The sequence below is a fragment of the Haloechinothrix aidingensis genome (assembly GCF_013450155.1).
GTDB classification, from domain to species: domain Bacteria; phylum Actinomycetota; class Actinomycetes; order Mycobacteriales; family Pseudonocardiaceae; genus Haloechinothrix; species Haloechinothrix aidingensis.
Map to the genome: position 1 here is coordinate 28,247 of NZ_JACCKD010000004.1, position 25,951 is coordinate 54,197.

Annotated in this window: 26 protein-coding genes; 5 read left to right on the top strand and 21 right to left on the bottom strand. The window is 70.7% G+C overall.

Features of this window, described 5'->3' with window-relative positions; all coding sequences use genetic code 11:
* Positions 1-7 precede the first annotated feature (7 nt).
* Together H0B56_RS11450 and thyX are read right to left on the bottom strand one after the other, a co-directional pair.
* Positions 8-403 carry an ACT domain-containing protein gene (locus H0B56_RS11450; RefSeq protein WP_180893009.1) on the bottom strand — a complete coding sequence of 132 codons (396 nt, stop codon included), beginning with the start codon at positions 401-403 and terminating at the stop codon, positions 8-10.
* Positions 404-407: 4 nt separating this feature from the next.
* Positions 408-1,160, bottom strand: coding sequence for an FAD-dependent thymidylate synthase (thyX, locus tag H0B56_RS11455; protein WP_180893010.1), 753 nt, complete (start codon positions 1,158-1,160; stop codon positions 408-410).
* Between the two features lie 157 nt (positions 1,161-1,317).
* Here thyX and H0B56_RS11460 point away from each other — a divergent pair, with 157 nt between their 5' ends.
* On the top strand, positions 1,318-1,920 hold the full coding sequence (locus H0B56_RS11460; protein WP_180893011.1) for a toxin-antitoxin system HicB family antitoxin: 603 nt from the start codon (positions 1,318-1,320) through the stop codon (positions 1,918-1,920).
* 5 nt (positions 1,921-1,925) lie between these two features.
* Complete coding sequence (locus H0B56_RS11465) at positions 1,926-2,894, top strand: DUF4097 family beta strand repeat-containing protein (protein ID WP_180893012.1); 969 nt, start codon at positions 1,926-1,928, stop codon at positions 2,892-2,894.
* A gap of 15 nt (positions 2,895-2,909) precedes the next feature.
* Here H0B56_RS11465 and H0B56_RS11470 read toward each other — a convergent pair whose 3' ends face one another.
* Positions 2,910-4,127: a winged helix-turn-helix domain-containing protein gene (locus H0B56_RS11470; protein ID WP_246361096.1), complete on the bottom strand. Its 1,218-nt coding sequence runs from the start codon at positions 4,125-4,127 to the stop codon at positions 2,910-2,912.
* Between the two features lie 65 nt (positions 4,128-4,192).
* Between H0B56_RS11470 and H0B56_RS11475 the strand changes: the two genes are divergently transcribed.
* On the top strand, positions 4,193-4,750 hold the full coding sequence (locus tag H0B56_RS11475) for a GNAT family N-acetyltransferase (protein WP_180893014.1): 558 nt from the start codon (positions 4,193-4,195) through the stop codon (positions 4,748-4,750).
* 29 nt (positions 4,751-4,779) lie between these two features.
* Here H0B56_RS11475 and H0B56_RS11480 read toward each other — a convergent pair whose 3' ends face one another.
* The 9 genes from H0B56_RS11480 to H0B56_RS11520 all read right to left on the bottom strand — a co-directional run bounded on the left by H0B56_RS11480 (position 4,780) and on the right by H0B56_RS11520 (position 13,886).
* The gene (locus tag H0B56_RS11480) at positions 4,780-5,211 is read right to left on the bottom strand and encodes a hypothetical protein (RefSeq protein WP_180893517.1); all 432 of its coding nucleotides are present in this window, start codon (positions 5,209-5,211) and stop codon (positions 4,780-4,782) included.
* Positions 5,212-5,243: 32 nt separating this feature from the next.
* Entirely contained in the window at positions 5,244-5,984 is a 741-nt protein-coding gene (gene dapB, locus H0B56_RS11485) for a 4-hydroxy-tetrahydrodipicolinate reductase (RefSeq protein ID WP_180893015.1), read from the bottom strand.
* Positions 5,985-6,155: 171 nt separating this feature from the next.
* Positions 6,156-8,381, bottom strand: coding sequence for a polyribonucleotide nucleotidyltransferase (locus tag H0B56_RS11490; protein WP_180893016.1), 2,226 nt, complete (start codon positions 8,379-8,381; stop codon positions 6,156-6,158).
* Positions 8,382-8,700: 319 nt separating this feature from the next.
* Positions 8,701-8,970: a 30S ribosomal protein S15 gene (gene rpsO / locus H0B56_RS11495; RefSeq protein WP_089300682.1), complete on the bottom strand. Its 270-nt coding sequence runs from the start codon at positions 8,968-8,970 to the stop codon at positions 8,701-8,703.
* A 232-nt stretch (positions 8,971-9,202) separates the two neighbouring features.
* A complete protein-coding gene (gene thpR / locus H0B56_RS11500) occupies positions 9,203-9,733 on the bottom strand; it encodes an RNA 2',3'-cyclic phosphodiesterase (protein WP_180893017.1) in 531 nt (176 codons plus the stop codon).
* A gap of 3 nt (positions 9,734-9,736) precedes the next feature.
* Positions 9,737-10,216: a helix-turn-helix transcriptional regulator gene (locus tag H0B56_RS11505; protein WP_180893018.1), complete on the bottom strand. Its 480-nt coding sequence runs from the start codon at positions 10,214-10,216 to the stop codon at positions 9,737-9,739.
* A gap of 221 nt (positions 10,217-10,437) precedes the next feature.
* Positions 10,438-11,415 carry a bifunctional riboflavin kinase/FAD synthetase gene (locus tag H0B56_RS11510; protein WP_180893019.1) on the bottom strand — a complete coding sequence of 326 codons (978 nt, stop codon included), beginning with the start codon at positions 11,413-11,415 and terminating at the stop codon, positions 10,438-10,440.
* Positions 11,416-11,560: 145 nt separating this feature from the next.
* Positions 11,561-12,481: a tRNA pseudouridine(55) synthase TruB gene (gene truB, locus H0B56_RS11515; protein WP_180893020.1), complete on the bottom strand. Its 921-nt coding sequence runs from the start codon at positions 12,479-12,481 to the stop codon at positions 11,561-11,563.
* A gap of 79 nt (positions 12,482-12,560) precedes the next feature.
* Positions 12,561-13,886, bottom strand: a complete 1,326-nt coding sequence (locus H0B56_RS11520; RefSeq protein ID WP_180893021.1) for an MFS transporter — start codon at positions 13,884-13,886, stop codon at positions 12,561-12,563.
* 329 nt (positions 13,887-14,215) lie between these two features.
* Between H0B56_RS11520 and H0B56_RS11525 the strand changes: the two genes are divergently transcribed.
* On the top strand, positions 14,216-15,379 hold the full coding sequence (locus H0B56_RS11525) for a TRM11 family SAM-dependent methyltransferase (protein WP_246361097.1): 1,164 nt from the start codon (positions 14,216-14,218) through the stop codon (positions 15,377-15,379).
* Between the two features lie 39 nt (positions 15,380-15,418).
* Here the strand turns inward: H0B56_RS11525 and rbfA are convergent, their stop codons facing one another.
* From rbfA to rimP, 6 genes are all read right to left on the bottom strand, one after another.
* Positions 15,419-15,895 carry a 30S ribosome-binding factor RbfA gene (rbfA, locus tag H0B56_RS11530; protein WP_180893022.1) on the bottom strand — a complete coding sequence of 159 codons (477 nt, stop codon included), beginning with the start codon at positions 15,893-15,895 and terminating at the stop codon, positions 15,419-15,421.
* A gap of 64 nt (positions 15,896-15,959) precedes the next feature.
* Positions 15,960-16,256, bottom strand: coding sequence for a DUF503 domain-containing protein (locus H0B56_RS11535; protein WP_180893023.1), 297 nt, complete (start codon positions 16,254-16,256; stop codon positions 15,960-15,962).
* Between the two features lie 93 nt (positions 16,257-16,349).
* A complete protein-coding gene (infB, locus tag H0B56_RS11540) occupies positions 16,350-19,352 on the bottom strand; it encodes a translation initiation factor IF-2 (protein WP_180893024.1) in 3,003 nt (1,000 codons plus the stop codon).
* An 87-nt stretch (positions 19,353-19,439) separates the two neighbouring features.
* Positions 19,440-19,754 carry a YlxR family protein gene (locus H0B56_RS11545; RefSeq protein WP_180893519.1) on the bottom strand — a complete coding sequence of 105 codons (315 nt, stop codon included), beginning with the start codon at positions 19,752-19,754 and terminating at the stop codon, positions 19,440-19,442.
* Between the two features lie 82 nt (positions 19,755-19,836).
* Entirely contained in the window at positions 19,837-20,892 is a 1,056-nt protein-coding gene (gene nusA / locus H0B56_RS11550) for a transcription termination factor NusA (protein ID WP_180893025.1), read from the bottom strand.
* On the bottom strand, positions 20,889-21,485 hold the full coding sequence (gene rimP, locus H0B56_RS11555; RefSeq protein WP_180893026.1) for a ribosome maturation factor RimP: 597 nt from the start codon (positions 21,483-21,485) through the stop codon (positions 20,889-20,891). Before rimP ends, nusA begins: the two co-directional genes overlap by 4 nt.
* Positions 21,486-21,791: 306 nt before the next feature.
* Between rimP and H0B56_RS23465 the strand changes: the two genes are divergently transcribed.
* Positions 21,792-22,745, top strand: coding sequence for a DUF4439 domain-containing protein (locus H0B56_RS23465; protein WP_180893027.1), 954 nt, complete (start codon positions 21,792-21,794; stop codon positions 22,743-22,745).
* 34 nt (positions 22,746-22,779) lie between these two features.
* Here the strand turns inward: H0B56_RS23465 and H0B56_RS11565 are convergent, their stop codons facing one another.
* From H0B56_RS11565 to H0B56_RS11575, 3 genes are read right to left on the bottom strand one after another with little or no spacing between them, the layout of a single operon-like run.
* Complete coding sequence (locus tag H0B56_RS11565) at positions 22,780-24,258, bottom strand: aldehyde dehydrogenase family protein (protein WP_180893028.1); 1,479 nt, start codon at positions 24,256-24,258, stop codon at positions 22,780-22,782.
* Complete coding sequence (locus H0B56_RS11570; protein ID WP_180893029.1) at positions 24,236-25,129, bottom strand: MBL fold metallo-hydrolase; 894 nt, start codon at positions 25,127-25,129, stop codon at positions 24,236-24,238. Before H0B56_RS11570 ends, H0B56_RS11565 begins: the two co-directional genes overlap by 23 nt.
* Positions 25,130-25,188: 59 nt before the next feature.
* Entirely contained in the window at positions 25,189-25,947 is a 759-nt protein-coding gene (locus tag H0B56_RS11575; RefSeq protein WP_246361098.1) for an IclR family transcriptional regulator, read from the bottom strand.
* Positions 25,948-25,951 lie beyond the last annotated feature (4 nt).

The window sequence follows — 25,951 nt, forward strand, 5'->3', positions numbered from 1 at the left end:
CCGCGGATCAGCCGGTGTGTACCTCGTGCCCGGACTCCTCGAGCGCGCGCACCGCGCGCTCCCGGTCGACCTCACGCACCAGTACGTGGTCCGTGTCGTAGGTCGACAGCGAGAACAGCGCCACGCCCGCCGCTGCCAGCTCGCTGGCGATGGCGGCGATGATCCCGGTCAGGGTGAACTCAAGGGGTCCACGCACCGACAGCAACCGCCAGCCGTGCTCGGCCGTCCCGACTTCCGGTGCCAGCGCGCTGGGGCAGATCAGCGAGATCTCGGCGCCGGTCCGCGTCACCGACACCAGCTCCCCTGCCGCTTCCGCGAACAGGTCGGTGGGTACGGGGTCACGCACATCCAGCCGCACGATCGCGTACTCGGTCGGCCGCACATCGATCTCGAGCCTGCGCACGGGTTCAGCCCTCGGCGACCAGCGGCGAGGACGCCACCTCCGTGCCGTCCGGCAGCGTGGAGATGGTGAAGTCGGCGAACACGTTCTCCGCGGCCTTCTGCAGGTGGCGCAGGCATTCCACGGCGAACCAGCGGATCTCGACGTCGGCGTGCTCGGTGGCGCGCATGGCGATGAAGTGGCGCCACGCCCGGTAGTTGCCGGTGACCACGATCCGCGTCTCGGTGGCGTTGGGCAGGATCGTGCGCGCCGCCTGCCTGGCCTGCTTGCGCCGCAGCGTCGCGCTCGGCTCGTCCGCGAACTTGGCCTCGAGCGCGGCGAGCAGGTCGTTGTAGGCGTCCTGGCTCGCTTGCGCGGCCGCCAGGAACTTCTCGTGCAGTTCGGGGTCGGAGGCGATCACCTCCGGCTCGACGAACGACGCGTCCCGCTCCGGCACGTAGCGCTGCGAGAGCTGCGAGTAGGAGAAGTGCCGGTGCCGGATCAGCTCGTGGGTCAGCGATCGCGAGATGCCAGTGACGTAGAAGGTCGCCGAGCCGTGCTCGAGCACCGACAGGTGGCCGACGGAGATGATGTGGCTGAGGTAACCCTCGTTGGTCGCGGTCTTGGGGTTGGGTTTGCTCCACGACTGGTAGCAGGCCCTACCCGCGAACTCGGCGAGCGCCTGGCCGCCATCGGCGTCCGTGGACCACGGAACGTCCTCGGGCGGGAAGAACTCGGTCTTGGCAATGAGCTGAACCTTCGGCGACACCGTCTCTGCCACTGTTAGCACCGACTCCGCATATCGACTGCAATGCCCGTTCGGGCCTCCCCGGGAAGCCTAGCCCCCACCGCTGACGCACCGGGACGGACGTCCGGTTCCGCTGGATGGCGTCACTGCCAGCCTTGACTGGTGTCATAAGTGGTGTCAACGTGGTGTCATGGATCTCGGCCCGTACATCGACACGCTTCGCGAGGACCTCACCGCCACAGCCGCGGCAGGCGACGACCACGCCCGCCGGGTCGCGGCGACACTGGCAGGCGCGCTCGAACCGTCCGTCCGGCTCGCGCTGATGAACGCGCTGTCCGACCTCGCCGCCGAGGTGACCGCGCAACTCGACGAGCACGTCGTCGACGTCCGGCTCGACGGGAGGGACGTGCGTGTCGTGGTGACCTCGCCCACCGGTACCGCAGGCGCCACCGACACCACAGGCACCACGGGTACCGCAGGCGCCGCCGACGGCGCGCGGAGCGCGAGCGCCGCCGGGTATGGCGCGTCACACGGCGGCCCTTTCACCGGAGCGGCAGGCCTGGGCGATGGTGGCGACATCAGCCGCATGACGCTGCGCCTGCTCGACCAGATCAAGGGCAAGGCGGAAGAGGCGGCCGCGGCCCAAGGGGTGTCGCTGAACACCTACGTGTCCCGCGCCGTGCAGAGCGCCGTACAGGCGGGTACCGCGCGGCACGGCCGGGCCGCCGCGGCCCGGGAGGAGCACGATACGCCCTCGGACGGCTCCCACCTGCACGGTTGGGTACGGGGGTAACGGCGATGGCCGACCGGCCCGCGTACGGAACCCCCGGCGACGACTCGACACGCCACGAGCACATCCCGCTGGACGGCACGGCGGACCCGGGCGTTCCGGTGGATCTGGACATCGGCATCGAGTCCGGCCGCGTGACGCTCGTCCTCGACGGCCCGGCAGGCACCGTGGGGACCGCAGGCGGCACGCGAGGTGTCGACGTCTCGGTCCGGCACGAACCGGGCGCGCATGCGCCATGGGCGCGGGGCATGGCCGGCATGCTGAACTGGGTCGGTGAGCAGGTCGGCGAGCAGCTGGGGTACGAGCTGCGCGGCTCGCCTGCCGAGGCGGTCGCCGCCACCCGGATCGAGCGGGCGGGCGACCGTGTCGTCGTACGGGCCTCGCCTCACCTGCCGTTACGGCACATCCCGCTGGACGTCACGGTGCACGCGCCCGAAGGGGCACGGCTCCGGCTGCACGGCGGGTCGGCGCCGCTGACCGTCGACGGAACGCTCGGTAGCGCCGACATCGTCACGGGGTCGGGCGACGTCTCGCTCGGCCGCCTCGTCGCAGGCGGATCGGTACGGACCGGCTCGGGCGACGTGACTCTCGAGTCGGCCGGCGGCACGGTCGAGCTCCGCACCGGAAGCGGGGCTGTGCTGGCGTCCAGCCTGACCACCCCGGCGACCGTCGCGACAGGAAGCGGCGCGGTCCGTGTCGGCCGCCTCGACGGCGACGTGCTGCTGCGCAGCGGGAGCGGCGACCTCACGGTCGGTGACGCGGGCTCCGGTGAGGTCGAGATCCACACGGGATCGGGGGACATCCGGGCCGGCGTGCGGCGCGGCTGCGTCGCCGAGGTGGATCTCTCGTCGGGCACCGGAACCGTCTCCAGCGACCTGGAAGTCTCGGCTACCGAGCCCACCGGGGACGTTCCGCTGCGGATCCGGGCACGCGCCCGTGCCGGATCCGTGTCGGTCGGCGCCGCACCGGCACGGTGACCGCATGCGGGCCGGTCACCCCGACCGGCGCAGCGCAGGAGCCAGATCACCACGATCATCCACGCGCACGTCGTCGAGCCCGAGCCAGCCTGCCATGGTCGTCAGCTCCGCGGCCAGCTCCCCGGCCACTCGCCCGTGATCGACGCCGTCCTCCGCGAAAGCCCCCCGCACCAGCAGGGTTCCCGACGCGCGGTCGGCCTTGAGGTCCACCCTGGCGACCAGCCGACCATCCAGCAGGAACGGGAAAACATAGTAGCCGTACCTCCGCCGCTGCCGGGGCACGTAGATCTCGATGCGGTAGTGAAACCCGAACACGCGCTGCGCGCGCTCCCTGTTCCAGACCAGCGGGTCGAAGGGGCACAACAGGGCCCGCCCGGGGACCGTTCGCGGCACCCGCGCCTGGGTGTGCAGGTACGCCTGCTCCCGCCACCCGCGCACGGTGACCGGTTCGAGTACGCCTTCCTCGACGAGCTCGGCGACGGCCGCCTTGCTCATGCCCGGACGGAGCCGGTAGTAGTCCCGCAGGTCGGGCTCGGTTCCGATGCCGTGAGCACGTGCCGCACGGGTGACCAGCTCCCGCGCAGCCGCTTCCCTGCCGGGCTCCGGCGCGTTGAGCACCTCGTCCGGAAGCACCCGCTCCGGCAGGTCGTAGCGGCGCTCGAAGCCGTTCCTGGTGGCCGTGGTGAGCTCGCCTACCGCGAACAGCCACTCGCACACGCGCTTGACCTCGGAACGGTTCCACCAGCCGCCCTTCGGCCGGGAGCCGTCGGCGCCGAGCTCGCGCTCCAACCTGCCGGCCCCGACCGGCCCCAGGTCCTTCACCGCCGCCCGCACCTCGTCGGCGAGTCCCGGAGCGTTGTTGGCGACGGATCCCGGGTCGTCGAGGTAGCGGCGTTGCAGATCGCGCATCCGGAACCGCAGGAGCGACCAGTCCCGCACGGGAATCAGGCTCGCCTCGTGTGCCCAGTACTCGACGAGCAGCCGGGGTTTCCGGGCGCTGTGCGACCAGGCGGCATCGTCGACGAGCTCGGGCGGGTACGGCCCCAGGCGCGCGAACAGCGGCGCGTAGTGCGCGCGTACCGCGACATTGACCGAGTCGAGCTGCAGCAGCTGGATACGGGACAGGACGGAGCGCAGGTTCCGGCGGGTCGGCGTGCCGCGTGGCCGCCGGTCCGCGAGCCCCTGCGCGGCCAGCGCGACGCGTCGCGCCGCGGCGCTGGAGATCGTTCGCATGGCGGGTATGGTGCCATCGCCCGCCGACATCCGACCGCGAGCACCGGGCGCGATAGGTTGCGGGCATGGCCCGTCCCGACGTTCACCTGGCACGCACCGACGACGCGGGCGAGATCGCCCGGATACAGCGCGACACCTGGCGCATCGCGTACGGCGAGATCATCGGTGCGGACGCGCTCGCCTCCCTGGACTCCGAGGAGGTGGAGGGCCACTGGCGGGAGGCGATCGAGCATCCGGAGACCGATGTGTTCATCGCGACCGAAGGCACGTTCACCGTGGGCTTCGTCGTGTCCGGACAGGCACCGCACGAGGACCTGGCCGACCCCGAAGGGCGGCTGCCGGACGACGCCGGGCAGTTCGGGCTCATCGCCACGACACTCGTCGAGCCCCGCTGGCAGCGCCGCGGGCACGGCGGGCGGCTGATCGCAGCCGCCGCACGTGCGCTGCGCTCGCGGGGTGCCGACAGTGGCGTCACCTGGGTAGCCGAGTCCGACTCGGCCACGCTGAGCTTCTTCCGCAGCATCAAGTGGAACCCGGACGGGCTGGTGCGCACATTGGACACCGGGGAACGCACGGTACGGGAGATGCGCCTGACAGGAACACTCGACCTGCGGGTGTCCTGAATGGCGCGGACGGCTCCCTGACGTCGTGCCTACCGGGAGCGTTCCTCCAGCTCGATCGCGCGGCGCATCGTCTCCCTGGCTCTCCGGCGGTCGCCGGCGACGTCGTAGGCGTAGGCGAGGCGGTACCAGCGGCGCCAGTCCTCCGGATCGGACTCCAGCTCGACCCGGCGCTGCTGGAACCAGCCGTCCGCGGCATCGCGATCCACCCGCCCGCTCGGCCTGCGTGGCAGCTCGGAGGTATCGGGCAACGCACCTTCGGCCCGCAGCGTGCGCGCCAGCCGCTGGATCCGCAGGCCGGAACGCCACGTGCCGACCACGACCCAGATGCCGAGCAGTGGCAGCAGCGCGACCCCGATGCCGAGCAGCACGGCCGCGGTCTCCCCGGTGCGCAGCAGCTCCACAGCGCGACCGGCGAGCAGCACGATGTAGAGCCCCATGGCCGCGGTGAGCACCACGGCCATGACCAGGTTCGTGTTCCGCACCCGCCGTGCCCTCAGATGTCCATGAGCTTGTCGAGACCGACCGTCAGTCCCGGACGCGTACCCACCTGGCGCACGCCGAGCAGCACGCCCGGCATGAACGACGACCGGTCCATCGAGTCGTGCCGGATCGTGAGCGTCTCGCCCGCGGAACCGAACAGCACCTCCTGATGCGCGACGAGCCCTGCCAGGCGGACGGAGTGCACGGGGACCTCGGCCACCTCGGCACCACGAGCACCCGGCATCGCCGACGTCGTCGCGTCCGGGTTCGCGCCGAGGCCGGCCTCGGCGCGGGCCTGCCCGATCAGCCGCGCGGTGTGCGCCGCCGTCCCCGACGGGGCGTCCACCTTCCTGTTGTGGTGCAGCTCGATGACCTCGGCCGTGTCGAAGTACCGGGCAGCGAGCTCGGCGAACCGCATGGTCAGTACCGCACCCAGCGCGAAGTTCGGTGCCACGAGCACCCCGACGCCGGACTCGCGCGCCCAGCCGGAAACCGTACCGAGCCGCTCCTCGTCGAACCCGCTTGTTCCCACCACGGCGTGAATGCCCGCCTCGGCGCAGTACCGCAGGTTGTCCATGACCGCGTCCGGGTGGGTGAAGTCCACGGCCACCTCGGCCTCGCGCTCGGCGAGCGTGGACAGCGAGTCGGACTCGTCCACGGTGGCGACCAGCTCCATGTCCTCGGCGCCGTCAACCGCCTCGCACACCGTGGCGCCCATACGCCCGTTGGCGCCCAGCACACCGACTCGAATCATGATTGCCTCATCACCTCGCACAGCTCATCGGGCAGGCCGTCGCGGCGAGCATACGCACCGACCACGGCCGGCGCGCGCGGTACGGTCCCCGGCCATCGACAACGACCGGGGACCGTACCGCGACAGCGCCCGTTCCGGGCCCGTTCCAGGCCCGTTCCGGACAAGCCGGAGCTAGCTGGAGCTCTCGGCCTCATCCTCTTCGTTCACGACCACCAGGCTGATCTTGCCGCGCTGGTCGATGTCGGCGATCTCCACCCGGATCTTGTCACCGACGTTGACCACGTCCTCGACCTTGTCGATGCGCTTGCCGTTACCCAGCTTCGAGATGTGCACCAGGCCGTCCCTGCCGGGAAGCAGCGAGACGAACGCACCGAACGCCGCGGTCTTGACCACGGTCCCGAGGAACCGCTCACCGACCTTGGGCAGCTGCGGGTTCGCGATCTCGTTGATCTTGTTGATCGCCGCCTCGGCGGACGGGCCGTCGGTGGCGCCGACATAGATCGTGCCGTCGTCCTCGATCGAGATCTCTGCGCCGGTCTCCTCGGTGATGGTATTGATCATCTTGCCCTTCGGGCCGATGACCTCACCGATCTTGTCGACGGGAACGGTCACCTGGGACACGCGCGGGGCGTGCGGGCTCATCTCGTCGGGCTCGGCGATCGCCTCGGTGACGACATCCAGGATCGTCAGCCGGGCGTCCTTGGCCTGGTTCAGCGCGGAGACCAGCACGTCCGAGGGGATCCCGTCGAGCTTGGTGTCCAGCTGCAGCGCCGTGATCACGTCCTTGGTTCCCGCGACCTTGAAGTCCATGTCCCCGAAGGCGTCCTCGGCACCGAGAATGTCGGTCAGCGCGACGTAGCGGCGCTCGGACTTGCCCTCGTCGTTGACGACCTCGTCGCTGACCAGGCCCATCGCGATACCCGCGACCGGTGCCTTGAGCGGTACACCCGCGTTGAGCAGGCCCATCGTCGAGGCACACACCGAGCCCATCGACGTGGAGCCGTTGGAGCCCAGCGCCTCGGACACCTGGCGGATCGCGTAGGGGAACTCGTCACGCTTGGGCAGCACCGGCACCAGCGCCCGCTCGGCGAGCATGCCGTGCCCGATCTCGCGGCGCTTGGGCGTACCGACTCGACCGGTCTCCCCCGTGGAGAAGGGAGGCATGTTGTAGTGGTGCATGTACCGCTTGCTCGTGTCCGGCGACAGCGTGTCCAGGGACTGCTCCAAGCGGAGCATGTTCAGCGTGGTGATCCCCAGGATCTGGGTCTCCCCCCGCTCGAACAGCGCCGAACCGTGCGCGCGCGGCACCACGCCGACCTCGGCGGAAAGCGAACGGATGTCGGTGAGGCCGCGGCCGTCGATCCGTACCTGGTCACGCAGGATGCGCTGGCGGATGAGGTGCTTGGTCAGCCCGCGGAAGGCCTCGCTGGCCTCCTTGTCGCGGCCCTCGAAGGCCTCACCCTCACCGACGCCGACCTTGGCGAGCACGTCGGCCTTGATGGCCTCGGTGCGCTCGTCCCTGGCCTGCTTGCCCTCGGTGGCCAGCGCGCTGTCCAGCTCATCGGTCGCCAGCGCGGCGACCGCCTCGTAGATGTCGGGCTGGTAGGCGGGAAACAGCGGGTACTCGTCGGTCGCCGGCGTCACGGCCGCGGCGTCGGCCAGCCGCTGCTGTGCCTCACACAGCGAGCGGACGAACGGCTTGGCGGCCGTCAGGCCCGCGGCGACGGTGTGCTCGTCCGGGCCGGTAGCGCCTTCGGCGATCAGATCGAGGGTGTTCTCCGTGCCCTCGGCCTCCACCATCATGATCGCGACGTCGTCCTCGACGAGCCGGCCGGCGACGACCATGTTGAAGGTCGCCCGCTCGAGCTGCTCCCATGTCGGGAAGGCCACCCACTGGCCGTCGATCAACGCGACCCGCACGCTACCGACGGGGCCGGAGAACGGCAGCCCGCCGAGCTGGGTGGATGCGGAGGCGGCGTTGATGGCCAGCACGTCGTAGGGGTCGCTGGGATGCAGGCTCTGCACCGTGATCACGACCTGGACCTCGTTGCGCAGGCCGTCGGCGAACGACGGGCGCAGCGGCCGGTCGATCAGCCGGCACGTCAGGATGGCGTCGGTGGACGGGCGGCCCTCCCTGCGGAAGAACGCGCCCGGGATCCGCCCGACCGAGTACATCCGCTCCTCGACATCCACCGTCAGCGGGAAGAAGTCCAGTTGTTCCTTCGGCTGCTTCGACGCCGTCGTGGCGGACAGCAGCATGGTCTCGTCGTCCAGGTAGGCGACGACCGAGCCGGCTGCCAGCTTGGCCATCCGTCCCGTCTCGAAACGGACGGTCCGGGTGCCGAACTTCCCGTTGTCGATGACGGCTTCCGTCTCGTGTACAACGGATTCAGTCATGTATGCGTATCTCCTCGTCAACGACGAGCAGCGCTGATACCCCACCTCCCTGGTGGGGTCGCGCCCGAGAGACGAAGCCGGCCATCGATCGAAGTCTCCGGGCTGGTCTCTGCTCGACCCTGCTGGTCGCTGCTCGACTGTTCGTCCCTGCTTGTGGACCAAGCTCATGTTCCCGGAAACCACTACCGAGGACCGGCGAATGCGCTCTCTCGCGCGTTCCAGCCCTGCTCTGTGTGTTAGTTACCAGTGGTGTGCGGGGGAGCTGTCCCCGTACGGGCCCGTCGGGCGCCGCGCGGACCGGCTCCCCCGCACCACTATCTCATCGCCGAAGGCCGAGACGCTGGATCAGCGTCCGGTACCGCGCGATATCCACCTTCTTGAGGTAGTCCAGCAGCCGCCGGCGACGGCCGACCAGCAGCAGGAGACCCCGTCGAGAGTGGTGGTCGTGCTTGTGCTCCTTGAGGTGCTCGGTGAGACCGACGATGCGTGTCGTCAGCAGAGCGACCTGAGCTTCCGGAGAACCCGTGTCCGAGTCGTGCAACCCGTACTCGGCCAGGACGTCCTTCTTCTTCTGGGTGGACAGCGCCACTCGTATACTCCTTGCTCGTTACGTACCGTGCGTCCGCGGCGCACCGCGGACCTGGCTTCGCCTCCGGCGACCCGCCGAGCGGGGCCGCGGGCACACGCGCCGCGGACTCCGCCCAAGTCGCCGCGGGTCACGCCGTCACGGACTACAGCATGACCCGAATGTCCAGCGTAGCAGGTCCGGCGGCGACAGCGTCGCGGCGCGTGGCCGGGCGACGGCCCGCGCAGGCGACGGCTCACGTTCCCGCGAGCGCGAACCGTTCCAGCACCGTGTACCGCGGACCGTCCGGCCTCCGGTCACTGCGCATCAGCACGAGCTCACCGGCGACCCAGCCGGGCCCGTGATACCCGGCGAGCAGGCGGCGCCAGTCCTCGGCCAGCGCGGCGGCGTCCGCCCCTTTCCAGCGGGCCAGCGTGAGGTGCGCGTGGAACCGGCGGTTGCGCTCGCCGGTGCCGGCACGCACGGCGATCGCACGCAACCGCGCACGATCACCGGTCACCCCGGTCCACAGCACTCCGGGGAACGTACCGGCCCCCTCCAGCCGCAGCCGCGGCGCGGCGTGCCCGGCGAGCCGCTCGTGCAGCCACTCGGTACGCCGGTCCGGATCGTCCTGGCCGTAGAACGCGACCGTGAGGTGCCACAGCGCCGGATCCACCCACCGCAGGCCGCCCCGGTCGCCGCGCGCCCCCGGGCGGTGCCTGGCCAGCTCGCGCGCCAGCGACTCGGTGACCGGCTGGGGTGGCACGAAGGCGGCGAACAGGCGCATGGCTCACACGCTCGTCGCGGCCCTGCGCAGGATGTCGGCTACCGCGGGGAACTCCTCACCCAACCTCTCGGCGGCCTCGACGAGGTCCTCGCCGTCGGTGATGTCGCGCAGTACCGCGAGCAACGTCGACTCCTCGAGCCCGCGCTGCACCGGTAGGTCGTCACGGCCCACTCTGGGGTTGGAGACCCGCACGTCCTCCATCGCCTCGATCATCGCCTCGCGTACCCCGGAGGCCACCTCGGGGGTCAGGATCTTGCGCTCCAGCATGATCAGCCGCGCCAGCACGGCCGGGTTGCCGATCTTCGCGCGGCGACCGCTCATGACCTGGCTGAGCATGGGTGCGCTGATCCCGAGGACATCGGCGAGGTGGGACTGCGAGACATCGAACGCGACAACCAGCCGCCGTACCCGGTCCCCCAGCGGCTCGCCGTACCACTGGCGCTGTAGCTCGATGTTCTTCTGGATGATGTTGGATTCCTCCACCGTGGCCTCTCCCCTGGTATCCGTCACCACACACGTGGCGCGGCCGCTACACGACCCGACGACCCGTACCCCGCGACGAACGGCACCGTGCCGGTCCAGGTCGAGGTCGCGGTTCCACGTCCACACGTGCCGCCGTAGGGCATCGTGCCAGGCATTCGCGCGTACGCGCGCCGAACGGGCGAATCCGCCCGCATACATACCCCCATCGCGTACCCCGTGTCTCAGTCGGCCCCGAGTGCCTCACGGGTCTGCTCGACATCGGCGTCGATCTGCCGCACCAGCTCCGGCAACGAGTCGAACCGCACCATGTCGCGCAACCGGGAGACGAAGTCGAGGGCGACGTGTTGCCCGTAGAAGTCCTCCGTCACCCCGAGCACGAAGGCCTCCACGCTGCGTTCCCTTCCGGAGAAGGTCGGGTTGCTGCCCACCGAGACCGCCGCGGCGAGCGGCTGTTCCGGTCGCGACGCGCAGTGGAACCAGCAGCTGTACACCCCGTCGGCGGGGACCGCCGCGTACGCATGGGTGGACAGGTTGGCGGTGGGATAGCCCAGCTCGCGGCCGCGCCCGTCGCCACGCACCACGATGCCCTCCACCCGGTGCCAGCGACCGAGCGCCGCTGCCGCGGCCGCGACGTCGCCCGCGTCGATACACGAGCGCACGTAGGTCGACGAGTACGTGATCTCACCCTGGAGCAGCTCGCCGGCGGCACTGCCGCCGCGCACCGACGCGCCCTGCAGCTCCGCACCGTAGGCGACGTACCCGAACCGCCGACCCAGCTGCCTGAGCAGCTCGATGTCTCCCGCGGCCTTGGCCCCGAACGTGAAGTTCTCCCCCACCAGCACCACGGCAGCGTGCAGCCGGTCAACCAGGATCTCGTGCACGAACTCGTGCGCGGTCAGCCGGGACAGTTCGAGGGTGAACGGCAGTACGCACAGCACGTCCACGCCCAGCTCCTCGATGAGCTCCGCCTTGCGCCGCAACGTGGTCAACTGAGCGGGATGGCTGCCGGGCCGCAACACCTCCGACGGGTGCGGGTCGAACGTCAACACCACGCTCGGCAACCCGCGCTCCCGCGCGACCTCCACGGTGCGCCGGATCAGTTCCTGGTGGCCGCGATGCACCCCGTCGAACACGCCGATGGTGACAACACAGCGACCCCAGTTGCCGGGAAGGTCCTCGAGTCCACGCCAACGCTGCACGACCACGAGCGTATCGGTGACCCGTTACCGCACGTGAGCCGGTTCGACTGCGGTTGTGGCACGTCGAGCTCCTGTCCGCTCGGCAGGGAACCCCCGGCAGGGAACCGTCCGGCCGCCGGGAACGTGCCCGGTGGGCAGGCGAGCGTCACGACGCCGGAGCGAGCACCACGAGCAGCTTGCTGCGGTGCCCCTCGTCCGTGGCCAGCGCGAGAGCGCGGCCGTCCTCGTCGACGAAGGCGTATGTCCCCTCGCGACCGGTGGCGGGAACGCGCTGCCCGTGCCGCACAGCCCGTGCTGTGGACGCCCCCACCTCGACGGTGGGAAACGCGGTGGCGACCGACTCGTCGAGGTCCAGCGAGAGCGTGGGGTGCTCGGAGAGCTCATCGAGCGTGCGGGCCGTGGCCAGACCGAACGGGCCGACCGTGGTACGGCGCAGCGCCGCCAGGTGACCCCCGACGCCGAGCGCGGCACCCAGGTCGCGGGCGAGCGCGCGGACGTACGTACCCGACGAGCAGTCCACGAGCACGTCCAGCTCGACGCGCCCGGAACGGGTCCCGGAGGTGCCGCGCAGCGCCAGCCGGTCGAACCGGTGCACGGTGACGGGGCGCGCATCCAGCTCCACATCCTCGCCCGCGCGGACCCGCTCGTAGGCACGGACTCCGTCGACCTTGACCGCGCTGACCGCGCTGGGCACCTGCTCGATCGGGCCGGTCAGCTCCGTGATGGCCGTGTCGATGGCACCGGCGGTCACGGCCTCGAGATCGCCCGGCTCCGCCGCGGTGAGCACGTCACCCTCGGCATCATCGGTGCCGGTGCTGGCACCGAGCGCGATGGTGGCCAGGTACGACTTGCGGTCCAGCGACAGGTGCCCGAGCAACTTGGTGGCCCGCTCGACGCCCACGACGAGCACGCCGGTCGCCATCGGGTCCAGGGTGCCCGCGTGGCCGACCTTGCGGGTTCCCATGATCTTGCGGGTACGCGCGACCACGTCGTGCGAGGTCATTCCCGCGGGTTTGTCGACGACGAGCAGCCCGGGCTCCGCGCCGGGTCGAGGGTGACGGTGCATCGCCAGAACCGTACCCGCGCACCGGGCGCCGCGGGTGCGGGGGCTGGACACCCATCACCGGGCTTGCGCGGGGCAGGCGTCAGGTCCCCGGCGCCGTCCGGCTGTCCCAGGATCGCCTGCGCAGCCGCACCGGGACCGCGTCCCCGCGCGCCTGCGCGGCGAGCACCGCGGCACGCGCCCGGACCAGCCACACCCACATCCGGAACGTCGACACCGCGAGCATGACCACGACGGCGAGGAACGCCGCGCGGAAGCTGCCGCCCGTCCACTCCAGCAACAGGCCGATGACCAGCGCGGCGATCGTGGTTGCCAGGAACCCTCCCATGTTCACCACGCCGGTGGCCGTGCCTACCCGGCCCATCGGGTTGTAGTCGCGTGCCAGCGCGAAACCGATCATCGAGGCGGGACCGCCGAGCGAGAGGAAGCCGAAGCACACCGCCACGACAGCGTGCGGGACCGTGCCCGGCCAGGAGAGCAGCACGGCCCAGGCGGCGCCTGCCCCTGCCAGGTACCCGACGACCAGCACCATCCGCAACTCCGGCCTGCGCCCGATGAAGGCGCCCACCACGGGTCCGCCCACCATCGCGCCCAGGACCAGGATCATGACCATGCTGCTCGCGGTGGTCGGGCTCAGCCCCTGGGCACGCACCAGGTACGGCACGCCCCACAGCAGCACGAGGACGTTCGGGGCGAACATCGTGGAAAAGTGCGTCCAGAAACCCAACCGGGTGCCCGGCACGCGCCACGCCCCCGCGATCTGCCTCCCGATCGCGCGCACCGAGACGGGTTCCCTGGCAGGCTGCGCGGCCACCTCCGGCCGGGTGTCGACGACGCGCCACAGCACCACCGCCGCGTACGCGAGGGTGAGCGCACCCACCGACAGGAACGTCACCATCCACCCAGGACCGGTCAGCAGCAGGGCCAGTGGCACGGTGGCCACGAGGTTGCCGAGGAACCCCAGCGCGCCCGTCAACGCGGCCACCAGCGTGTACTGCCGGGCGGGGAAGTGACTCGCCGTCAGCCGCAACACCGACACGAACGTCAGGGCGTCCCCGAACCCGAGCACGCCCCGCGCGAGAAGCGCGAGCACGTACGTGTCCGCGACCGCGACGAGGATCTGCCCGGTTCCGAGGAACAGCGCCGCGGCGGTGAGTACCCGGCGCGGACCGAACCGGTCGACGAGCACCCCGGTCGGCACCTGCATGGTGGCGTACACGCCGAGCTGCAGGACGGTGAACACGCTCAGTGCGGTCGGGCCGATACCGAACCGCTCCACGGCCTCGAGCCCCGCTACGCCGAACGAGGAACGATGGAACACGGCCAGCACGTACACCATGGCGGCGCTGCCCCATACGAGCCAGGAGCGCACGCTCGCGGGCGTGGTCGGCACTGTCGGTGACGCCATGCCGTTCCCACACCCTTCCTGCTCACGAGCCGGACCCTGTCCGTATATCCGGCTGTTCACCACACGCGGCTCACCGGCCATCGCCCGGCGGCTCGCGACCGACCCGACGGGCACCACGCCGGCGAGTTGTACCAGCGTCCCAGAACGGGTCAGCGTCCTGAGCCCGCCGATCCTTCCCGATCCGGACGTGCGCTTGACCACATCGTGCGCCGCGGGCACGCGCGCGGCCGGGCCGCCGCCGACCCCGATACGATCGCCGGGACCGAACGCTGGGGCCGAACGCCGTCCACGGCGTGGCTGCCACTCAGCCATCCGAGACGAAGGTGTGCATGACCGACTACGCGATCCTGTTGCTGCCCGCCGCGAACCGGGTCTATGCCGACACGTCCCCGCGCCTGCTGCGCGGCGAACTCGCCGTGCTCGGGGAGCGCGGGCTGGACGCGACCATCGGCGGGGTCACCGAGCGCCGGATCGCCGGGGTGGACTACGTCACGTTCGCCACGCCCGAGCCGTTGAACGGGAACGACATCGCGATGCTGTCGAACCTGTCCACCGTCTACGCCCTGTTCGAGGTGCTCGGCACGGGACCCGAGGCGGGACCGGCCCCGGAAGCCGGCACGGCCACTGCCCCGGAAACCGCCCAGGACACCACCGCTGACACGGCGGGCCAGGGCGCAGCGGGTGTCCCCCTGCTGCGCCCCGTACCGCTGGCGCCGCTCGACCGGTTCGACTCCGATCTGCTGACCATCCAGAAGTACGCGGGCAAGACCAACGAGTTGTTCACCAAGCTGCTGGTCAACATGACGTGCATGGCGCTCGAGCGGCCCGCCACGATGTTGACCTCGACGCTGCGCGTGCTCGACCCGCTGTGCGGGCGGGGCACCACGCTCAACCAGGCCATGATGTACGGCTTCGATGCGGCGGGCGCCGAGGTCGACGGTAAGGACTTCGACGCCTACGAGCTGTTCATCAAGACCTGGCTGAAGAACAAGCGTGTGAAGCACGCGGCCGACTCGGGCCAGCTCCGCAAGGACAAGACCCGTCTCGGGAGGTGGCTGGACATCACCTACGCGCCGACCAAGGACGAGTACAAGGCAGGCGACACGCGCTCGGTGAACTTCCGCGGCGTCGACACGCTGGCGCTGGACAGGGTGTTCGCGTCCCGGTCGTTCGACATGATCGTGACCGATGCCCCGTACGGCGTGCAGCACGGCAGCCGCCAGCAGGGCACGTCCGCGCCCAGTCGCAGCCCGCGGGAACTCCTGGCAGCGGCGCTACCGACGTGGCTGCGGCTGCTGCGGCCGGGCGGGGCGGTCGGGATCTCCTGGAACACCAGGGTGCTTCCCAGGGAGGAGCTGGTCGAGACGCTGCGCTCGGCCGGACTGACGGTGCACGACGGCTGGCCGTTCGACCAGTTCCGTCACCGTGTCGATCAGGCCATCGTCCGGGACCTCGTGGTCGCCACCCTGCCCGGCCACCGGACCGCGGGCTGAATGACGCTTTCAGTCCAGCGAATGGAGTGAACGCGCCATTCAGCGCGGTTCCTCGGCCTCGTCGGTCTCGTCGACCTCGTTCTCGGCGGGGTCGAGCCGGTACGGATCGGGGTCGCCCGCGGGCTCCGCACCCGTCGCCTGGCGCGCGACCTCGGCATCGGCCTCCTTGGCCTGCGCGAGCAACTCGTCGATGCGGCGCGCGTCCGCGGGAATGCTGTCCGCGACGAAGGTCAACGTCGGCGTGAACCGCACCCCGATCTGCTCGCCGACCTTGCTGCGCAGGACCCCCCGCGCCGACACGAGCGCGGCCTCCGCGCCGGCGAAGTCCGGATCGGCATCCAGGTTCTCCCCGAGTACGGTGTAGTACAGGGTCGCGTCGCGCAGGTCACCGGTGAGCTTGGTATCCGTGATGGTGACGTTGCCGAGCCGCGGATCCTTGATCTCGTGCTCGATGGCAGCGGCCACGATCCGCCCGATACGCTTGGCCAACCTCCGGGCTCGAGCGTTGTCCGTCATTGCCCTCTCCAGATCTCATCGCGACGGTGCGCGACCACGATCGTGCACCAACCCGTTCACTTCGTCACTCGTCATTCGGGCCGAGCCACCGCCTGCGCGCCGACAGCAGCTCGAACTCGGGCAGCCCGGCGACATGCCGCTCACAGGCATCGAGCATGTCCTGGACACGCCTGGCGTCCGCCGCGACAGCGGCGACCCCGAGCATGGCTCTCCTGTGCAGGTCGAGATGCCCGCTCTCGGCCACAGCCACCTCGAACCGCCGTCGCAACTCGGCGATCACCGGCCGTACGGCAGACCGCTTCTGCTTCAGTGAACGGACGTCACCCAGTAGCAGGTCGAGCTCGAGCGCGCCTATGTACATGGGCCCACCGGAGTCCCTGACCGCGCCGCGCCCGGCGGCACCGGGTACGCGCCCGGTGTCCACCGAGCCGTCCGGCGCCGCCGGGTCGTGCCGCTACTCCCGCGGCTTCTCGCGGTACTCGTAGGTCTCGACGACGTCGTCGACCTTGATGTCGCTGTACTTGCCGAGCGTGAGACCACACTCGAAGCCGTCACGAACCTCGACCACATCGTCCTTGAACCGCTTCAGCGAGGAGATCGGCAGATCTTCCGCGATCACCACGTTGTCGCGGAGCAACCGCGCCTTGGCGTTACGCCGGATCTGACCCGATGCGACCCGGCAACCGGCGATCGTGCCGACCTTGGAGGACTTGAACACCTCACGGACCTCTGCCCTGCCGAGCGAGACCTCCTCGTACACCGGCTTGAGCATGCCCTTGAGGGCGTTCTCGATCTCCTCGATCGCCTGGTAGATCACCGTGTAGTAGCGCACATCGACGCCCTCGCGGTTGGCGATCTCGGTCGCCTTGCCTTCCGCTCGCACGTTGAAGCCCATCACGATCACGTTGTCCGCGATCGCCAGGTTGATGTCGCCCTCGGTGATCGCACCGACGCCTCGGTGGATGATGCGCAGCTCGACGTCGTCGCCGACGTCCAGCTTGGTCAACGAGCTCTCCAGCGCCTCGACGGTACCCGAGTTGTCACCCTTGATGATCAGGTTGAGCTGGCGGGTCTCCTTGAGCGCCGAGTCGAGATCCTCCAGGCTGATCCGCTTACGCTGCGCGGCGTTGGCCGCGTTGCGCGCGCGGGCCTGGCGGCGCTCGGCGATCTGGCGCGCCGTGCGGTCCTCCTCGACCACGAGGAACGTGTCTCCCGCTCCCGGTACCGAGGTGAACCCGATGACCTGCACCGGGCGGGACGGCAGGGCTTCCTTGACGTCCTCGTTGTGCTCGTCGACCATCCGCCGGACACGGCCGTAGGCATCGCCTGCGACGACCGAGTCGCCCACGCGCAGGGTGCCGCGCTGCACGAGCACCGTCGACACCGGGCCCCTGCCCCGATCGAGGTGCGCCTCGATCGCCACGCCCTGGGCGCGCATATCCGGGTTGGCACGCAGGTCCAACGCAGCGTCCGCGGTCAGCAGGATGGCCTCGAGCAGGCCGTCGAGGTTCTTGCCCTGCTTGGCCGAGATCTCCACGAACATGGTCTCGCCGCCGTACTCCTCGGCGACCAGCCCGTACTCGGTGAGTTGCTGGCGGATCTTGTCCGGGTTGGCACCCTCCATGTCGATCTTGTTGATCGCGACCACGATCGGGGCCTTCGCGGCCTGTGCGTGGTTGATCGCCTCCACCGTCTGCGGCATCACACCGTCGTCGGCGGCCACCACGATCACGGCGATGTCCGTGGAGCCGGCACCGCGCGCACGCATCGCGGTGAACGCCTCGTGCCCGGGGGTGTCGATGAACGTGATCAACCGGGAGACGCCCTCGAGCTCGGTGGGAACCTGGTAGGCGCCGATGTGCTGGGTGATGCCGCCTGCTTCGCCCTCGGCCACGGTGGACGAACGGATCGTGTCCAGCAGCTTGGTCTTACCGTGATCGACGTGCCCCATCACCGTGACGACCGGCGGCCGGTACTCCAGGTCCTGCTCGCTGCCTGTGCTCTGGCCGAACGAGATGTCGAAGGACTCGAGTAGCTCGCGGTCCTCCTCCTCGGGGCTGACGACCTGGACGTTGTAGTTCATCTCCGTGCCGAGCAGCTCCATGACCTCGTCGGATACCGACTGGGTCGCGGTCACCATCTCCCCGAGGTGGAACAACACCTGCACCAGCGACGCCGGGTTGGCGTTGATCTTCTCGGCGAACTCGGTCAGCGAAGCGCCGCGCGGCAGCCGGATGGTCTCGCCGCTGCCCTTCGGCAGGCGCACGCCACCCACGCTCGGCGCCTGCATGTTCTCCATGTACTCCTGGCGCTTCTGCCGCTTCGACTTGCGGCCCTTGCGGGCCGGTCCGCCGGGCTTGCCGAACGCGCCCGCGGTACCGCCGCGACCACGCCCCGGCGCACCCGGACGCGGGCCGCCACCCGCAGGCGGGCCACCGCGACCGCCACCGGGACCGCCGCCTGCACCGCCACCGGGACCGCCACCAGGGCCGCCACCGGGGCCACCGCGGCCGGGCGGTGGTCCACCGCGACCGCCGCCGCGTCCACCGCCTGCACCTGTGCCGGTGCCGGGACCGCCCCGGGTTCCGGTGCCGCCGCCCCCGCGGCCACCGCCGGGTCCGCCACCGGGACCACCTCGGCCACCACCTCGGCCGCCACCGGGGCCACCGGCAGACTTGGCGGGCTTGGTCGGCATCATGCCCGGGTTCGGCCGGGGCGGCATGTTGCCCGGCGACGGCTTGTCGCCTGCCGGGGCCTCACCTTGCTGCGCGGCCGGCTGCTCGGTAGAACGGCCGCCTCGGTCGCCTCCACGGCCACCGGAGCGCTCGCCACCCTGACCGCCGGACGGGCGCTGCTGCGGAGAACCGGCGCCGACCCCGAACGGGTTGTTGCCCACACGGGGCTGCCGTGGACCGGGCTTCGGTCCGCCGGACTTCGGTCCCTGCGGCTTGGGCGGGACCACACCCCCGCCGTCCTGGTCCTCCTTGCCCCCGCCCGGAGGTCCGGGCTTGGGTACGTTCTTGGCCGCGGGCTTCTCCGGCTCCGCCGGTGGTGTCTCCGGTTCGGCCTTCGGTTTCTCCGGCTCCGCCTTCGGCTTCTCCGGCTCGGGTTGCGCCTGCTCCGGCGGGGCCGGCGGGGGGCCCGGCTTCGCCGAGGTGCCCGGCTTCGCCTGGTCGTCCTCGGCCACCGAAGGCTTGTCAGCCACCGGTACCGCTTCCGACTGCTGCGCCTTCTCCCGGGCCGACTTCTGCCCCGACCTCGGCCCCGGCTTGCCCGGGGCGCTCTGTTTGGTGTCGGCTTCCGGGAAGGCTTCACGTAGTCGCCTGGCGACCGGTGCCTCCACTGTCGACGACGCCGACTTTACGAACTCGCCCTGTTCTTTCAGCTTGGCGAGTACTTCCTTGCTCGTGACGCCGAGCTCTTTCGCGAGCTCGTGCACGCGGGCCTTGCCTGCCACTACTCTCCTCGTCCGGTGAGGTCGGCGGCTAGCCCCGCAGACCTCGTCCTATTGTCGCGCGTTCATGGCTTCAGCTTCACGGCTGACTCATGACGGGTCGACCTGCTTTCTCTCTTCCCGGCACGACGCGGGGGATCCCGCGCCACTGCTGTGGTGCGGCACGCTCGCGAGGCGGCCGCGGAGGTACTCTCCGACGGCCTCGGCGTCGAGCGGCCCAGGAACCCGTAATGCCCTGGGGAACGCTCGCCGCCGCGACGCGGACTCCAGGCACCCGGGATCGGTGTGCAACCACGCACCCCGACCCGGGCGTCGCCGCCGTTCGTCGACGACGAGGCGCCCGTCCACCGCGACAACTCGCAGCAACTCGCCGATCAACGCCCGTCCTCGGCATCCGACGCACATACGAACGGGGCCTGTGGCCCCTTTCGAGCGCGCGCGATCCGCGGTAGAGCGTTGCACCACCTCGAGTCTATCGTCTGTCCCGCTACTCGGACGAACCGGTTATCACTGTCTGCTGAGGTTGCTCGCCAGGCTTGGCGTCGGCGGGGATCACATGGCCGCTACTGGTGTCGGCATCACTGCGGATATCGATGCGCCACCCGGTCAGCCGGGCCGCCAGCCGGGCGTTCTGCCCCTCCTTGCCGATGGCCAGGGAGAGCTGGAAGTCGGGCACGATGACCCGCGCGGTCTTGACCCGCTCGTCGATCACGCGCACCGAGACCACCTTGGCCGGGGACAGCGCGTTGCCGACGAAGGCGGCGGGGTCGTCCGCGTGGTCGATGATGTCGATCTTCTCCCCACCGAGCTCGCTCATCACGTTGCGAACCCGGGCGCCCATCGGGCCGATGCAGGCGCCCTTGGAGTTCACGCCCTGCACCGTCGAGTGCACTGCGATCTTCGACCTGTGTCCTGCCTCACGTGCCACCGAGGTGATCTCCACGGTGCCGTCGGAGATCTCGGGCGCCTCGAGCGCGAACAGCTTACGCACCAGGTTCGGGTGGGTCCGCGACAACGTGATCTGCGGCCCGCGCGCACCGCGCGACACACCGATCACGTACGCCTTGATCCTGCTCCCGTGGTCGTAGTTCTCCCCTGGCACCTGCTCGGCAGGTGGGATCACGCCCTCGGTGTCGCCGAACGCCACCACGACCGTGCCCCGCGCGTTGGCCCGGGCGTCCCGCTGCACCACCCCGGCGATGATCTCGCCCTCCTTGGCGGAGAACTCGCCGTAGGACCGTTCGTGCTCGGCGTCGCGCAGCCGTTGCAGGATCACCTGGCGCGCCGTCGTCGCGGCGATACGCCCGAACCCCTCCGGGGTGTCGTCCCACTCCTCGGCGATCTCGCCGTGCTCGTCGAGCGAGTACGCGATGACGCGCACGATGCCCGTCTTGCGATCGATGTCGATCTTCGCGTGCCGCTGATGGCCCTCGGTGTGCCGGTAAGCGGTCAGCAGAGCGGACTCGATGGCCGACAGGACTGCTTCGAAGGGGATGTCCTTGTCTCGTTCGATCGCGCGCAACGCCGCGATGTCGACGTTCACCTCGGCTCCTCCTTCGACTGTGTTCGGTTCTTCCGGGGCCGGCCACCACTGGTACCGGCCGGGCCGGTCGGCAGGGCATCGGCGGCATCGCCGATCTCCGCGGCGTCGTCGTCGAGCCGCTTGAGGTCCTCGCTCGGCGGTTGCTTGAACTCGACCTCGATCGTCGCATGAGCCACGTCCGCGTAACGCACGTCCCGGATCTGCGATCCGACGAGCACCCGCGCCGCGTGCTCCCCGGCGTGACCGACCCGTCCGGTGAACTCCTGTCCCTGGGTAGGGGTCACCCGGACACACCGGTACCTGGCACGACGCCAGTGACGCTGAGCCGTGAGCGGCCGGTCCAACCCCGGCGAGGTCACCTCGAGGGTGTACGAACCAGCCAGCAGGTGGTCGTGCTCGTCGAGGCGAGCCGAAACGGCGCGACTGATGTCGGCGACCTCGTCGAGACCGACGCCATCGTCCGAGTCGACGACAACCTTCACTACCTTACGCCGCGCCGCTTGTTGAACGTCAAGCGCATCCAGTTCGAACCCCACACCGCTGACGGCGTCGGCCACGATCGGCTCCAGTCGCCTGGCGAGATCATTCGGCACCTTCGACTCTCCCCTATTCAGCTACGTCGTCCGCGGTGGCTGACCGCATCGCGATCGGGGTCAGCACTGTCGTAAGTCCAGCTTAGAACAACGACGCCAGCGGTAACGGCTGCCTGCCCGGTGGCACCCCGGTAGCCTGCCGGTGGCACGGTGGGACCGCGGCGTACCGCACGCGTGAGCGCGCCGGGCTCGCCGCCCAGGTCACGCGGCGGGCCGGTCCGCAGGGCGGCACGTGCCACCCGCGACGCGGTGCGCTCGCCCCACCACTGCGGGCCGGGACCATCTCACCTGGCAGGATGACGCATCGTGGGGACTGAACCGAACCGGCGCGTGGCCAGCCTCGGGCGGCGCCGCCTGCTCCGTGTCACCGCGCTCGCGGCGGTGTCCGGCTCGCTCGCTGCCTGTGTCGAGGGGTACGACACGACGCCCGACCCGCTGGCGCCACTCGCTCGTGATGCCCGGTTCGACGCCGCCGCCGCCGGGGACCTCGCCACCGCGCTGGCGGACGAGGACGCCGCGCTCGCCGAGCACGTAGCCCGCGTGCGCTCCGCCCACGCCGATGCGCTGCGCGCCGAGGTCCGCAGGGCGAACCGGCCCGCTCCCGGGCACGAACCGGAACCGGCCGGAGAGGTCACCGAACTCGGCGACCTCGAACAGCGGCTGGACACCGCCATCCGCCGCGTGCGCGAGGTGCTCGGCGGGGTTCCCCGCCATCGCGCCGCCCTGCTCGGCTCGGTCGCGGGTGGCTGCGCGGCCGCGCAGGCGCTGGACGAGCGGCTCGGCGACGCCGTCCCGGACGAGTTCGCCGTGCGGGCACCGCAGGGGGCGGACGCGGGAACGGTGCCTGCCGTACAGGAAGCGCTGGCCGCCGAGCATGCGGCCGTGTGGGTCTTCGACCTGGTCCGCGCGTTCCTGCCGCAGGACCTCGACGCGGACATCGATCACTCGATCGACCAGCACCGGAGGCGGCGAGCGGGGTGCAGGGAGCTGCTGGACGCGCTGGGCGCGACACCGGTGCCTGCCGAGCCGGGCTACCGGCCGCCCAGCCCGGTCACCGGTGCCGACTCGGCGACCCGGCTGGCGATACGGGCAGGGGCCGAAGCGGGACGCGCGTGGCGCGGCGTGCTGGAGCGTACGGATGACCCGGCGGTCCGCCGGTTCGCGCTGGACGCGCTGCTGTCCGCCGGGGCGGAGAGCACGCGCTGGCGTCTGGTGGCCGAGGAGACCCCGGCGCCGGTCGCTCTTGTCGGCCGGGCCTAGGTCTCGGTGCCAGGGAGCACCCGGGCGAGCCGGTTCAGTGCCGCTGGGCCACCGACACCAGTTTCGGCAGGGTGACCAGTTCGAGCATCTCGACGCCGCCGAAGGCCGAACCGTTGCCCGATGCGTGCCACCCACTCATCGGGGTCGCGGGGTCGTCGTGGTTGGTCACGTCGTTGACCCGAACCGTGCCGCAGGACAGCTTCGCGGCGAGGGCGTGCGCACGGGTCTCGTCACGGGTGTGGATGGCCGCCACGAGCCCGTACTCGCCTGCGCTCGCCAGCTCCAGCGCGTGCTCGGCATCCTCCGCGGGAGTCACCGCCGCGACGGGTCCGAAGATCTCCTCGGCGTAGGCGGGGGTGTCCGGCCCGGCTTCGGCGAGCACGGTGGCAGGGACGAACACGCCGCTGCCCCCTCCCCCACAGCGCAGCTCAGCTCCCGCTGTCACCGAATGCCGCATCAGCCGCCGCACGCGCCCGGCAGCCTCCTCGTCGATCATCGGTCCCATGTCGACCTCGTGCCGCCAGGGATCGCCGAGGGTCAGCGCGGCAGCCAGCTCGGCAAGGCGCTCGACGAAGGGCTCGTACACGGCGCGCTGAACGACGAACCGGCCCGCGGACATGCAGATCTGACCCTGGTGCAGGAAACTGCTGGTCAGCGCGCACCGCGCGGCCCGGTCGATGTCGGCGTCGTCGAGCACGACGACCGGGTTGTTGCCACCGAGCTCGAGACCGACCCGGCTGAGCGCGCCACCGGCAGCGGCCCCGACCTGACGGCCGACCGCAGTCGACCCGGTGAACAGCACCGAACCGATGCCCTCGTGCGCGCTGATCCGCCCTCCGACCGCGCCGTCTCCCGGCAGCACCGCGAGCAAGTCGCGGGGCAGCCCGGCTTCGCACGCCAGCTCGGCCAGCACGAGGCCCCCCGCTGCGGCTGTGCGCGGGTCGGGTTTGAGGATCACGCCGTTGCCCATGGCCAGTGCCGGTGCGATCGCACGTATCGCGAGTACGAGGGGGGCGTTGAACGGGGTGATGACGCCGACGACCCCCACGGGTACGCGCCGCACGACCTGCCTTCGCCCATCGTCTGCGGCGTGTACCACCCGTTCGGCCGGTGTGGCGGCGAGCTCGATCGCGTGGTCGATCTCGGCTATGGCGCGGGCGATCTCGCGGTCGGCTTTCGCGCGCGTGGCCCCGCTCTCGCGGATCAACCAGCCGGCGAGCTCGGCGCGGCGGCGGTCCAGCGCGGCCGCGACCGCACGCAGGCAGGCTTCGCGTTCCTGAGACGTCCTGTCCTGCCAGGACGCCGCCGCACGCGCTACGACCGGCACCGCATGGTCGACGTCGTCCGGCGTCGCCATCCCCACGGCACCGAGGACCTCCCCGCTTGCGGGCTCGACCACCGGCGAGGTTCCGGCGCCGCCTGCTGTCCAGCCGTCCAGGTGCACGCTTCCGGTCCAGGCGGGCGCACCCGGTTCCGGGTGGGATACGGCATCAGCGGTTGCTGTCAACGCCATGACCTCCACTCGGTACCGACGACTGTGCCGCGGCCCGTACGCCGAGCCCTACCGTCAGCAGGTCCGCACCGACGAGGACGTCTCCGGTGAACCCGCCCCTCCGGACGTCGTCGCCGAACGCCTCGGCCTCGACGGCGTCGGCCGGCGCGGGTTCGAGGTGCGTCAGGATCAGCCGCGCCACGCCGGCGCGTTCGGCCATCGCCCCCAGCTCGACCGTGTCGGCGTGGTACTCGGCGATGTACTCCCGGCCGGGTGACAACCCACCCACCCGTACCGCTTCGTGCACCAGCACGTCCACACCCGAGGCGAGGCGTTCGACCTCCTCGCATACCCGGGTGTCGCCGCTGATGACGACGCTGCCCGCGGACGTGTCGACGCGGTAGGCCACGGCGGGGCGTACCGGCTCGTGTCGCACCGCGATACTCGTGACGCGGCAGTCCTCGCCCTCCCACACGAGTACCGGGGCACCGCCTGCCTCGAACGCGGTCCACGCCGGTTCGGGCGCGGGCGGCCTGCCGGTATGCGCGCTGCGGACCGCGATGTCATCGGCCCACAGGTCGAGCACGTACGCACCGAACCGGTCGAGCGGACCGCTCGGGGCAACCACCGGCAGCGGCTCCCGTGCGCCCATCACCCACCGGGTGATCAGCAGGTCCGGCAGGGCGACGAGGTGATCGGCGTGATGGTGGGTGACGAACACGGCGTCGATCTCGTCGCATCCGACCCCGGCCTCGGCCAATCGCAACACCGTGGCTCGGCCCGTGTCGAACTGCATGGCCTGCCCGGCGTGCCGGACCAGCACACCCGCGCCCGCCCGCTGCGGCGCGGGCCGCGGGGTACCGGTCCCAGTGATCGTTACGGTCGTCTCCACCGACACCTCCGTCTGTCGTCGTTCCCACGTGGAAAGCTCGCGTACGGCGCCGCCGGCACCTACGCGTGCGGCTGCTCGCGCGCCCAGATCCGGGCGATCGTGTTGGCCGCCGTGCGCACGGCGTGGATATAGCGCTTCACATCGGCTTTGCTGCTGCGAAATACCAGGGACAGCGACGCACCCGCATAGCCGTCGTTGCGCAGGATGGGGGCACCGATGGAGACGGTCCCGAGGGAGTTCTCCTCCTTGGCCGTCGCCCAGCCGTCCTGGCGAGCCTGCTCCAGCTGCCGCCGCAGCCGTGACTCCGAACAGACCGTGTGCTTGGTGATCCGCGACAAACCCGAGCCGAGGATCCGGTCGATCGTGTCCTGGGGCGAGAACGCCAGGAACGCCTTTCCGTTGGCCGTGGCGTGCGCCGGCAGCCTGCCACCGAAGTAGGCGGGCGTGCGTACCGAGCGGTGGCCCGTCACGTGCTGGATGACCAGCATGCTCGTCCCGTCGAGAACCCCGAGATGCACGTTTTCCTGGGTAGCGGCGAACAGGTCCTCCATCACAGGCAGGGCGATCTCGCGCAGCAAGCGTTGCGCGGGCGCCCGCAGGCCGAGCTCGAACAGGCGGATCCCGATCCGGTACGAGCCGTCATCGGTACGTTCCAGCATCTTCTCGTCGCACAGCTCCTTGAGGATCCGGCGTACCGTCGAGACCGGTAACTCGGCGCGGCGGGCGGCCTCCGACAAGGTCAGGGACGGGTCCTCGCGCTCGAACGCCAGCAGCACCCGGATCACTCGCTGGACCATGCTTGCCGGTGCCGTGCTCATCGCC